The following is an 11,757-nucleotide window of genomic DNA, read 5'->3' as shown; positions in this document are numbered from 1 at the left end:
GCTCGCTTGTATACACTTCTCAGGTTTATAGCTCTCTAGCCCTCATCTTCAGCTCATTCAGCAAGCCCATCGCCTGCAGCGGCGTCATATTCATCAGATCAGCGCCTTGCACAGCTGAGATCAGCTCTTTCAAGAGCGGATTTTCTTTGGCTGCCGGTGCTGCGACCCCGCCTTTGCGGTTCTTGCGCGGCTCGTCCTCACCAAAAATCGAAAGCTGCACAACCTCATTGTCCTCTTCCTCCGCAGGGGAAGCAAGTGAAACAGCGGCTTCCAGCTGAGCCGCAGCCATGGAAGCCACAGCCTGCTTCTCCTGAATCACAGATCCGGGACGGTCATTATAGCCCGTACCGTAGTTCAGCGGCACGCTGCCCGGCGGAGACGCCTGTTCGATGCTCTGAAGCAAGCCGTACGCGCGGTCGATAATGCCTTCCGGCAGTCCCGCCAGTCTCGCACAGTAAATTCCGTAGCTGCTGTCCGCCGCTCCCGGCACAAGCTTGCGCAGGAAGTTGACCTTGTCCCCGCTCTCCTGAACTGCCATGGAATAGTTGCGGAGTCCGTTTAGACTCTGCTCCAGATGAGCCAGCTCATGAAAATGCGTCGATACCAGCGCCTTACAGGCGATAGTATCATGCACATATTCAATCACCGCCTGGGCGATCGCCATACCTTCACTGGTTGAGGTACCCCGGCCCAGCTCGTCAATGATGATCAGGCTGCGGGCCGTAGCTTTTTCGGTCATGACCTGAATATCAGCCATCTCAACCATGAAGGTACTCTGGCCGCCGATCAGGTCATCCGCTGCTCCGATCCGCGTGAAGATGCGGTCAATCAGCGGAACCTCGGCACTGGATGCCGGCACGAAGCAGCCGATCTGGGCCATGATGCAGATGAGCGCAACCTGGCGCATGTACGTGCTTTTGCCTGCCATATTCGGTCCGGTAATCAGCAGGATATTGCCCTCATCCTTGCTGAGTGTGCTGCCGTTCTCAATAAAAGCGGAATCCTTCAGCACTGCCTCAACCACCGGATGGCGCCCGCCCTCGAGCCGCAGGTCATAGCTGTCGGACAGCTTCGGCTTCACGAAACGGTGCTCGGCACTAACCGCCGCGAGACATTGATACACATCAATCTCGGCCACCTTCTCGGCAAGCGCCTGCAGCCGGGGAACCTGGGCGCTAATCCGCTCGCGCAGCTCGGTAAACAGGCTGTACTCCAGGTCTGTCATTTTGTCCTGGGCCTCCAGGATCAGTGCTTCCTTCTCCTTCAGCTCCGGGGTAACATAACGCTCGGCATTGGCCAGCGTCTGTTTCCGTTCATATCTGCCTTCCGGAAGTGCAGACAGATTGGAGCGGGTAATTTCAATATAATAACCGAAGATTTTGTTATAGCCGATCTTCAGGGATTTGATGCCTGTCGCCTGGCGTTCCTTCGCTTCAAGCTCCGCAATCCAGCGTTTGCCGCTGCTGCTGGCTTCACGAAGCTCGTCCAGCCGCTCATGATATCCGCCGCGGATAATTCCGCCGTCACGTACAGATACCGGAGCATCCTCAACGATGGCCCGCTCGATATCCTCCCGGAGCTCTGCGCACTCATCCATGGATGTGCCGATCTCCCGCAGGGTGGCCGAACCGGATGTCAGGCACATCTCCTTCAGCGCCGGAATCTGCGCCAGCGACAGCTTCAAGGCATTCATGTCCCGGCCGTTGGCACTGCCGAAGGCAATGCGTCCGACGAGCCGCTCCAGATCATAGATTTCTTTCAGTGCTCCGCGCAAATCCTCGCGGACAATAAACTGGTTATACAGATAGTCAACAGCTTCTAGGCGGCGTTCAATCGGTGCGCGCTGCAGCAGCGGCTTGTCGATCCGGCGGCGCAGCAGACGCCCGCCCATCGAGGTTTCGGTGCGGTCGAGGAGCCAGAGCAGCGAGCCTTTTTTGGAGCGCTCCCTTACGGTTTCGGTCAGCTCCAGATTGCGCCGGGTGAACGGATCAAGAATCATATAATTTCCGGGCTCGTAGGGAGAAATCTGGGTGAGCTGCCCAAGTGACCGGCGCTGGGTCTCGCTGAAATAAGAGATCAGCAGTGCCAGACAGCGGCCGCGTTCCTTCTCCAGGCGTACCCAAGCCGCTTCGCCGAACTGGCGGCGGGCAAGTCCTTCCTCCTGCTTGTCCCACGGTGTATAAACTACCGGCTTAGCCAGCAGGGAGGCTTCACTGCGCAGCAGCTCCAGGAGCGCCGCGTCCCCGATAATCTCTGCCGGCTCATAGATGCCGATCTCATCCCGCAGCCATTCGGTGCTGGAGAGTACAGAGGTGACATACAGCTCACCTGTTGTTAAATCGCAGGCAGCCAGTGCCGTCATGCCATCTTCCTCAGTCACACAGACGAGGTAATTGTTGCTTTTGTCCGTTATAATTTTGCCATCCATCACGGTGCCCGGTGTAACTACACGGACGATATCGCGGCGGACCATTCCTTTGGTCACCGCAGGATCATCCAGTTGCTCGCAGATAGCGACCTTGTAGCCTTTCTCAATCAGCCGCTGTATGTACCCCTCAGCAGCATGATGCGGCACTCCGCACATTGGAATCTTTTCGCCGACCCCGCCATCACGGCCTGTTAATGTAATCTCAAGCTCTTTCGAGGCAAGCAAGGCATCCTCAAAGAACATTTCATAGAAATCGCCCAGACGAAAGAAAAGGAAAGCGTCTTTGGCCCCTTCCTTCACTTTTAAATACTGCTGAATCATCGGCGTATAGTTTGCCATCGTCTACCTCCATGCCTACTTCATACTGTTCTCTATTATAGCAGAAACTTCGCTCTCAAAGTTACCCGCAGCCTCTCACGGTCTCCTGCTAAAACCTGGTGCGAACCTATTCTCACGATTGGCAGAAGATGATTTCACGGTAGGCATGGCTTTCCCTTACGCACGCTGTAGGTGTTCTGAACGAAATTATATTTTCAAGAAACCCTATCCTATAATATTATCTATAGTATTAACAGTACACTCTATCTGCTAAAAGGAGGAAGTATTTGTGATACGGAAGCTAAATGAAACCGACCGCGATCCGCTGATGGCACTGCTTCTCAAAGAACCGGCCTTAAATTTGTTTATGATTGGAGACTTGGAGAATTTCGGGGTTGAACAAGACTTTATGGAATTATGGGGCGAGATGGATGAACCGGATAGCCGGATCAAAGCGGTTATGATGCGTTATTACGGAAGTTATTTGTGTTATGCGGATGGTTCTTTTGACGTGGAGGGGTTCGCGGAGGTGCTAAAAAAAGGCGGGAAGGCGGAAATGCTCTCCGGCTCTTCTGAAGTGGTGAATCAGTTCTGCGAGGTGTTGAGCTTCCGCACAGAGAAGCAGATGTACTTTGCCGAGCTTAAAGAAATGAATGAGCAGCTCCATAAGGCGGCTTGCGCCCCGGGAGAATTTCAACGTGCGACGGTTCTGGATGTAGAAGATATTTGTACCCTTACGGACCGGATTGATGAATTCTCAGACAACTCGGCGGATTCGCGGCAAACCCTGAGTAAAACACTGGAGAGTAAGACCGGACGCACCTATTTCACCAAAAAACACGGCCGGCTTGTAGTGACAGCATCAACCGCAGCAGAAAACTCCATGTCGGCTATGGTTGTTGCTGTAGCTTCGCATCCTGATTACAGAGGACAAGGTTTGGCTACGCGCCTGGTTGCCCGCTTATGCACCGATATCCTGGAGGAAAGCAAATCGCTGTGCCTCTTCTACAACAACCCGCAAGCCGGACTTATCTATAAGAAGCTCGGATTCCGCGATATCGGCAACTGGTCGATGCTGTACATATAAGCAGATCAAAGAAGGTTGGAGAACACATATAGCGTTCAGAATACCAACCCCTTTATGCATCTCTCAAAAAGACAGCCGCCGTGTTCACGGATTCCCGCACCCTGTGGTACGGAGGAATCGTGACCGGCGGCTGTCTGCCATTTTGCATGCCCTATTGATCCGATTCTCCGGGCCTCGAAGGAGGCGCCCCGGAGACTGACGGGGCGCTGCCGCACCACAAGCCGCGGATATCACGCGACTCGTCCCAGGTCTGCTGCGCGGCTATGGAGCGCAGCAACGGCTCTATGTAGCTGGCGGCGGCTGCGTAGCCGCCCAGTGCGCGAAGCTGCGCCTCCAGGGGAGGCCAGGCTTCGCGGAGCGGTTGCTTGTCGCCGCTGTAGAAGGCGGCATGCAGCTTCTCCCGGTCGAGCGGGCGCAGCGGCAGCTCTTCATAATGGCTCACGATCAGGTGAGCCAGGCAGACCGCGCCTTTGGCGATGACCGGGGACACCAGGAAGCTCGGCAGCGTCCGGTATTCGAAGCCGCCATGCGGCTGCCGCCGGAAATCGCCGAGCACGCCATAGCGGGGACGCCGGGCCGCAGCCCGGACGTCCTCGAGCAGCAGCATGGGCAGCGCGAGATAGTTGTCGAGCGCGCGCAGCAGCGGCGCGCACAGCGTCACGCCGCTGAAGTGCAGGTGGCCGCCGAGGGCCCAGCCCCGCAGCGGCATGCCTCCCGCCCGCCAGCGGAGCGAGCGGTCTGTAATGAGCCGGTCCGCCTCGCGCGCGGCGGACATCAGCTGCGCCAGCAGCGCGCGCGGTTCCCCGCGCGGCGCAGGGCGCAGCTCCGCCACCGGGAACACGCCGCGCGTTCCCGGGGGTCCGGCGTCGCAGCCCGCGGCGCCGTCCATGGGCAGGTACCGCGACGCCGGCACAACGCGGCCCGTGGATTCCCGGAGCAGAATGAACTCCGGGTCCATACCCATAAGCAGCCCGGCACGGCCTGGCTGCTCAAGGGCAAGGGAGCGGGCCAGCTCCCGCGAGGCTGTCCGGTACGGCTCAGGCAGCGGCTTGCCGGGAACCGGCATCAACGGATTGATGCCCGTCACCACATAACGCCGCCCGCCCATGGCCCGCAGTTCCACCTCGCCGCTGTCCAGCCCCAGGCTGTACAACGCCCGGACCGCCGTTACACGGACAACTCCTGCCACCCCGCGCATTTCACTGCCGCCACCACCCGCTCCGCCATAATTGTTCCCGCTATCACCCGCTCCACCACTACCGTTCTCGCCATCCCCGTCATCACCCGCTCCGCTATAACCACCCCGTCCTCTCCCCGGCCCCAAAAAAGCAGCATTCATAGCCGCTCCTGCACCCAGAGGCTGGCACTCCAGCACAGCCAGATTGAAAATACCCACCCGGTAGTGCTGCCTGTAACTTGCGGGGTCTTGTCCATGGGAATATGTATGACTCTCACTTGCATCCTTCCGCCGTGCAGGTCTGCCGATAGCCCCCGGGTCCGCTTCAATCCCGCAGCGCCGGAGTCTGCGCATAATCTGCTCCGGTGCCAGCTGAAGGAATAAGTTAAGCCCTTCGTTCATCCTTATGCCACCGCCCATCAGAAATTCTTCATGCAGCGCCTACAGCTGCACCATCCTAATGACCGGATAGCTCGCCCTTCAGCAGTACGCAGATGAAGCTTTTGGTGCTGAAACCTAACCCCAAAATATTTTAAAAAAAAGAGGGCATTCGCCCTCTACGCCGCTGCCCTCTCATCATATAATGGATCATAACCCACACAGTAACAGAAAGGCAGCGGCGTATTCCTTCCTTACAGCTCATCATCCAGGGCGTCAGGGTCCAGATCATCGTAATCAAAACTCTCGCCGTCAAAATCATAATCCTTGTCTTCCAGATCATCACTCTGATCGCTGACATACACGCGGACCTTGGTCTCAGCCACCAGCTCCGCCTCGAACTCCCGTTCCACCCGGAGCGTCACACTGCCGCCGCCCGGCGATACCCCGGCTTCCACACAATTGGGTTCCTGCGTTGCCTCCGCAGAGACCTGTGCCGTGGAAGCACGGTGTCTCGGGTCCAGATACGACAAGGGAATAAGCTCCACATAGGAGACCGTTTCCTTGGCAACCTCGGTCTGCTTGTTTTTGTCGTACGAGTACCAGATGTTCACATCATAAGTACCGATTACTTCGATTCCGTTCCCGGCGGCAACCGCTTCGTACTGGTGGTTAATAATCCAAGCCCCCAGAATACTAGTCGGATGATGTGGCGGAGTCACGGTATGGGTTGCGGTAGAGAACTTACGACCTTTGCCGCAAATTGCCTTCGTAATGATCTCCCTTGTTTGACGTTTATGGCTTAATGACATCTTTGAACCTCCTCCATACAATCATTCACTATCAAGTGTATGCACGTTCTGGGCATTTGTTGATTGTTAGAGTAGAAATAAATTTGGGTAAGCCCTCGTGAGAGTCTAATTAAGCCTCCTGCTTCATTTTATTGCTGAATTTAGCCAGTTATGAGTCCCGCCTCCGAAAAAACAAAAGGCAGCCCTTCCCCAAAATATGGGGAACCGCTACCTTTTTTTCGTATTACGATATTGCACCCTGTGCTTATTGCGGAATTACACGCACAATACCCAATTGCCTGTGACGGCTCAGATCAATGAAATCGTCATCGATATTCACCAGGGGACGCAACGGATCATGGGCCAGAATCATTATGATTTTGCCAATCCGTCCGTCTGTGAGCAGTACCTCATTGCCGATCATCGATTGCATCAGCTTGTTGATGAACACGCTGCAGATATAAGGGTCCAGCTTGCCGTAGACATTATCATCCATCTGCCTGAGCACCTCATACAAAGGGGCGGCCGTGCGGTAGAAGCGGTCTGAGGTCATCGCATGAAAAATATCCGCCACCGCAACAATTTTGCTGAAATCGGTAATCCGGTGCCCCAGCACACCAAAGGGGTAGCCGCTGCCGTCCATCCGTTCATGATGCTGCAGCGCAACAAGCGCCTGCATGTGAGTGGTGCCCACGGTATCCCGGATCATTTCATATCCAAAGGTGGTATGCTTCTTCATTAGCGCATGTTCTTCCACACTCAGCGGGCCGGGTTTGGTGAGAATTTCAGCCGGAATCATAATTTTGCCGATATCATGAAGAGTCGCTGCGATGGTCAGCATGCTTAGCTCTTCCGGCTTCAGCTTCAGCCATTTGCCAAGCAGTGTGGAGATAATACCAACCGCAACATTATGCCTGTATGTATAATCATCCTTAGACTGCAGTGCAGCCAATATTCCGTAGAAATCGTTCTTCTCACTTACCTGCTGGATAAAAGGAATGACTTCATTTCGGATCTCAATCATCGGCAGCCTTTTGGTCTTGGTATAGCGGAGCTGATCAAAAATGCTCTCCATCGCTGCTGTGCAGTCATCCACAGCCAGCTGATAGAATGCCGCGTTGTCCACCTGAAACACATCATGCGGCTCTAAGAGGATCTTGTGCTGGGAGATCAGCCGGATATGCTCCCCGCTTAATAAGGTCATCGCCGGCAGAACAAACACACCGCTATGATTAAAAAGATTGGCTGCAAGCTGTTTGCCGATATATTGTTCATTGCTGTTGTTCATGTTCCTCACCTGCCAGTGCAGCCGTCCACCGGAGTGAACCGCTGCTGTAATTGGAAGCTTCGCGGCCTCATGTACAATCTTATCCTGAAATGTGTTTATCTGTCCCGCACAGAAAATGAACATAGCTATAGAGATAAGCTCACTTTAAGTGCTTATATATCTTATCGTTAATTCACACCGTAATGTTAATACCTGAGACATATTTACCTTCCTGCTCAAGCTTTTCCCTTTGCGGGCAGCTTGTCCTTCACCGGCCTCGGATCGACCGGACTTTTATAGCGTTTGGCAATTTTGAGATAGAGCGCAAGCTCGCGGCATAACTGCAGAATAGCGGAGCGGATCTCGAAGACCTCACGGGAATCCGGGAGCTCCATCTGCTGAAATTCCTGCTGCAGATCATCCAGCAGCTTCTCGGTCCGGCCGGTATATTCCTCGGCCAGCACATCGCCGCTGAGCTGATCGAACAGCTCCGCAACCATATCACCATGCGGCAGCTGGCGGTATACCTGAGAGAGGAGCTGCATCATATTCTGAATCGACTCCAGCTGCTCCTTGCGCATGTAGAAGTATACATTCCAGGCTTCATCCGGATGGATCACATGATTCTCCATCTCCCTTGAAGCCGCGGTCAGACCCTTCTGCACCGCTTCACCGGCTCCGATCAGTTCCTTCCCGTCCCACACATAAGCGGGATCTCGCAGGGTTCTGGCAATCTGCCGGAAGATAACCGAGAAATAGCCGTCCACCTCTTTGCGGATACCGGCAATCATGTCTCCGGTCTGCGGCATATAGATGAAGTTGACGAGTCCGGCCGAACCCAGACCGATAATCAGCAGCTCAATCTGCTGCAGCAGGATGTGAACGGTAATGTCAGCTTGTCCAAAAACACGGAACACAATAACGGAGCTGGTGACGATCCCCTCTTTGAAGCCGGATTTGACGATAAGCGGGAAGCCGAACAGCACATACAATCCAAGAACCCAATAATGAAAGCCCAGGGTAAAAAAGAGAATACAGCCCAAAAAGAGTCCCACCAGCGAAGCGAAGAAGCGTGCCGTGATCGTGCGGAGACTCCTTTTGCGCGTCGTTTCCACCCCGAGAATAGCCAGCAGTCCCGCGCTTTGCGCATTGGGAATACCTGCGGCGGCTGCCAGCAGAATGGACAGCAGAGTTGCAGCCGCCGTTTTGATAATACGAAATCCCATGTTAATACCTCTCCTACAAAGTTCAGCTTCAATATTCAGGTAAAGATATAGTCATGGTACAAGATTTTGCCGGGAGACACAATATTACATTATTCTACCTCCGTGACAATAACAGCTTCTCCACATATACAACAAGCTGATACATGGCTGTAGCTACCGCGGCGATGATAAGCAGACTGGACATGACAAGTGTGAAATTGAACACCTGAAAGCCATAGATAATCAGATAACCCAGCCCCGATTTGGCCACCAGAAATTCCCCAACAATGACTCCGACCCAGGACATCCCGACATTCACCTTCAGCGTGGAGACCACGGCAGGGAAGGACGCCGGAAGAATCACCTTGTTGAATTCCTGTACTCTGGAAGCTCCGAATGAACGGACAACCTTAACCAGATTCGGGTCCACACTGCAAAAGCTGTTGTACACCACCAGAGTGGTAATAATCACCGTAATGGATAACGTGGTGACCACAATCGCGGTGAATCCGGCGCCGAACATAACAATGAAGATCGGACCCAGCGCCACCTTCGGCATACTGTTGAAGACGACCATATAAGGATCAAGTACGGCAGACAGAAAAGGCGACCACCAGATGATCACAGCCAGCAGCGTCCCAAGCAGGGTTCCGAGAATAAATCCGACTACTGTCTCTCCTACGGTCATCCCCAGATGCGGCCAAAGACTACCGCTGACCACGTCATCCCAAATTTGCCGGAACACTTTCGTCGGGTAGCTGAAGAGCAGTTCATCAATCCAGCCCAGCCTGGCCCCCGTTTCCCAGAGCACAAAGAACAGGATCAGGATACTGCCTCTTACGATCAGAACCTGAGTCTTGCGGCGCAGCTTCTTCTTCCTGTAGTCCGCATGCTTTTTTTCCAGCCAAAGTGCACGGGAGGCCGCCACTTCTGCGGGCAATTCTGTCTTCACACGCCTTCCCTCCCTGCCAGCTCCATTTCCTTCCACACTTCATGAAAAAGCTCTGCGAATCCGGGCAAGTCCCGCGCATACAGCGGCGGGGTACTGCGGATGGCTTCCGGAACCTGAAAAATCCTGCGGATTCTTCCCGGATTCCGCTGGAGCAGAATGACCCGGCTGCTGACGGCGATTGCCTCAGACAGGTCGTGAGTAACCAGAATGGCCGTTGTTCCCCGGCGCATCAGTGTCTCCGAGACCAGATCCTCCAGCTGCAGCTTAATCTGGTAATCCAGCGCGGAGAACGGTTCATCCAGCAGCAGCAGGCTGGGATCTGTCGCCAGCGTCCGCACCAGAGCGACGCGCTGGCGCATTCCGCCCGAGAGCTGCGCCGGAAAAGCAAGCTCCTTGCCCGCAAGCCCCATATCGGCCAGCAGCTGCAGGGTTTTGCTGCGCGATTCCTCATCCAGCCTTCCGGTAAGCTCCAGGCCAAGCAGTGCATTGTCCTGAATGCTCCTCCAGGGAAACAGATAATCCTGCTGCAGCATATAGCCTACTTCAGGAGACGGCCCAGCCGCAGAGCGTCCGCTAAGCAAAACTTCACCCCGCGAGGGCCGCAGCAGCCCGGCAATGATCGACAGCAGCGTCGTCTTGCCGCAACCGCTGGGCCCGACGAGGCTGACGAATTCACCCTGGCCCACGCTGAGATTGAAATCCTCGATCGCAAGCGAAGCCTCGCGGTCTCCCAGATAGGCGTGCGTGATTTCCTTCAACTCCACTACTGGAAGCATATCAGCCCTCCTAAAAGTTTTGCGTAAAAATCACATCCTCGATTCTTCTTTGCAGCAAAACTCGCTTCGGAAGCATCAACTTAGTTTGTGAGCATTACTTCTCACGATTTTGCTTCGAAGAAACTCGCTTCGGAAGCATCACAACCCTACTTAATGCTGCTCTTTCGCTTTTTCAGCAAAAGTGTTATCCACAATCTTGCCCGAAGGGACACGCTCCTTCAGCTCACCGGCATTATCGATCACATCAAGCAGATTGTTCCATTCTTTATCATCAATAACCGGGTTTACCGCATAGGTGTCCTGTTCTTTATAACGGCTGATGGCGGAGACGACAATATTCCGGTCCGTTTTATCAAAGTAAGGCATAACCGCATCAGCGATTTCTTCCGCGCTATGATTCTTCACCCACAATTGTGCACGCTGGATGGCATTGGTGAATTTCTGCACCGTGTCTTTGTTTTTGCTGATGTAGCTCTCCTTGGACATGAAGACGGTATACGGCAGATAACCGCTCTCTATGCCAAATGAAGCGACAACCTGTCCCCGGCCTTCACTCTCGAAGATCGATGCCTGAGGTTCAAAGAGTTGCACATAATCTCCTGTTCCGGAGGCAAAAGCACCAGCAATATTGGCAAAGTCAATATTCTGAATCAGCTTCAGATCCTTGCCGGTATCAATCCCTTTGTTCAGCAGGGTGAATGCACCGGCCATTTGCGGCATACCGCCTTGCCGTTGGCCGAGGAAAGTGGACCCTTTAACTTTGTCCCATGTAAAATCACTGTCCGGTGTACGTGCGAACAGGAATGTTCCGTCCCGTTGCGTGAGCTGGGCAAAATTGATCACGGGATCATCGGACCCCTGCTGATACACATAAATGGACGTTTCCGAACCGACCAGCGCCACATCTATTGCGCCGGAGAGCAGCGCCGTCATCGTTTTATCCCCGCCCGGTATCGTCTGCAGCTCCACGTCCAGCCCCTCATCCTTGAAGAAATTCTGGGACAGCGCTACATATTCAGGTGCATAGAACACAGAACGCGTAACCTCACCAATTTTCACCTTCACTACAGCCGAATCACCGCCACACCCGGCGAGTACTGCAAAACACATGACAATCATCATGAGCGGCAATGACAGTTTTTTCTTGAGATTCATCTTCATTCTCCTTTCTTCCCGGGTCTTTCGCCCTTGCTCTATGCATATGCGGTTGCCCGCCGAAAGGTTAAAGACCTGTATTGCTATCGTTTGCACAAAAAAACTGCATTCTATAAAGCGATTTGTATATATTTTCGGTCGATTTTCCGGATAGGCATTAATATAATGGTCATATCAGGTAATAAAACAGACTAAATCAAAGCATTAAAGCGATAACTCCAGA

General features: G+C 54.0%; 9 protein-coding genes. 1 reads left to right on the top strand and 8 read right to left on the bottom strand.

Annotation, left to right across the window (positions count from 1 at the left end):
* Nucleotides 1–25: 25 nt before the first annotated feature.
* Nucleotides 26–2,767, bottom strand: coding sequence for a DNA mismatch repair protein MutS (gene mutS / locus MKZ24_RS19465; protein ID WP_340785618.1), 2,742 nt, complete (start codon nucleotides 2,765–2,767; stop codon nucleotides 26–28).
* Nucleotides 2,768–3,035: 268 nt separating this feature from the next.
* Here mutS and MKZ24_RS19460 point away from each other — a divergent pair, with 268 nt between their 5' ends.
* Nucleotides 3,036–3,833, top strand: a complete 798-nt coding sequence (locus MKZ24_RS19460; RefSeq protein ID WP_340785617.1) for a GNAT family N-acetyltransferase — start codon at nucleotides 3,036–3,038, stop codon at nucleotides 3,831–3,833.
* Nucleotides 3,834–3,984: 151 nt separating this feature from the next.
* Here the strand turns inward: MKZ24_RS19460 and MKZ24_RS19455 are convergent, their stop codons facing one another.
* The 7 genes from MKZ24_RS19455 to MKZ24_RS19425 form a co-directional block, all read right to left on the bottom strand.
* Complete coding sequence (locus tag MKZ24_RS19455) at nucleotides 3,985–5,412, bottom strand: putative amidoligase domain-containing protein (RefSeq protein ID WP_340785616.1); 1,428 nt, start codon at nucleotides 5,410–5,412, stop codon at nucleotides 3,985–3,987.
* A gap of 230 nt (nucleotides 5,413–5,642) precedes the next feature.
* Complete coding sequence (locus MKZ24_RS19450; RefSeq protein ID WP_039310097.1) at nucleotides 5,643–6,200, bottom strand: outer spore coat protein CotE; 558 nt, start codon at nucleotides 6,198–6,200, stop codon at nucleotides 5,643–5,645.
* Nucleotides 6,201–6,444: 244 nt separating this feature from the next.
* Complete coding sequence (locus tag MKZ24_RS19445) at nucleotides 6,445–7,467, bottom strand: HD-GYP domain-containing protein (RefSeq protein ID WP_042242696.1); 1,023 nt, start codon at nucleotides 7,465–7,467, stop codon at nucleotides 6,445–6,447.
* Between the two features lie 215 nt (nucleotides 7,468–7,682).
* Nucleotides 7,683–8,672 carry an aromatic acid exporter family protein gene (locus MKZ24_RS19440; protein WP_340785612.1) on the bottom strand — a complete coding sequence of 330 codons (990 nt, stop codon included), beginning with the start codon at nucleotides 8,670–8,672 and terminating at the stop codon, nucleotides 7,683–7,685.
* A 94-nt stretch (nucleotides 8,673–8,766) separates the two neighbouring features.
* A complete protein-coding gene (locus MKZ24_RS19435) occupies nucleotides 8,767–9,519 on the bottom strand; it encodes an ABC transporter permease (protein WP_340790188.1) in 753 nt (250 codons plus the stop codon).
* Nucleotides 9,520–9,599: 80 nt separating this feature from the next.
* Entirely contained in the window at nucleotides 9,600–10,379 is a 780-nt protein-coding gene (locus MKZ24_RS19430) for an ABC transporter ATP-binding protein (protein ID WP_340785610.1), read from the bottom strand.
* A gap of 150 nt (nucleotides 10,380–10,529) precedes the next feature.
* A complete protein-coding gene (locus MKZ24_RS19425) occupies nucleotides 10,530–11,534 on the bottom strand; it encodes an ABC transporter substrate-binding protein (protein WP_340785608.1) in 1,005 nt (334 codons plus the stop codon).
* Nucleotides 11,535–11,757 lie beyond the last annotated feature (223 nt).

The sequence above is a fragment of the Paenibacillus sp. FSL R7-0297 genome, assembly GCF_038009025.1.
Lineage (GTDB): Bacteria > Bacillota > Bacilli > Paenibacillales > Paenibacillaceae > Paenibacillus_AQ.
Note: the sequence above shows the minus strand (reverse complement) of the source record. Positions and strands in the feature narration are given on the sequence as shown.

Coding starts and splice junctions, on each gene's coding strand:
- mutS (WP_340785618.1), bottom strand. CDS start 2,767: ATGGCAAACTATACGCCGATGATTCAGCAGTATTTAAAAGTGAAGGAA.
- MKZ24_RS19455 (WP_340785616.1), bottom strand. CDS start 5,412: ATGAACGAAGGGCTTAACTTATTCCTTCAGCTGGCACCGGAGCAGATT.
- MKZ24_RS19450 (WP_039310097.1), bottom strand. CDS start 6,200: ATGTCATTAAGCCATAAACGTCAAACAAGGGAGATCATTACGAAGGCA.
- MKZ24_RS19445 (WP_042242696.1), bottom strand. CDS start 7,467: ATGAACAACAGCAATGAACAATATATCGGCAAACAGCTTGCAGCCAAT.
- MKZ24_RS19440 (WP_340785612.1), bottom strand. CDS start 8,672: ATGGGATTTCGTATTATCAAAACGGCGGCTGCAACTCTGCTGTCCATT.
- MKZ24_RS19430 (WP_340785610.1), bottom strand. CDS start 10,379: ATGCTTCCAGTAGTGGAGTTGAAGGAAATCACGCACGCCTATCTGGGA.
- MKZ24_RS19425 (WP_340785608.1), bottom strand. CDS start 11,534: ATGAATCTCAAGAAAAAACTGTCATTGCCGCTCATGATGATTGTCATG.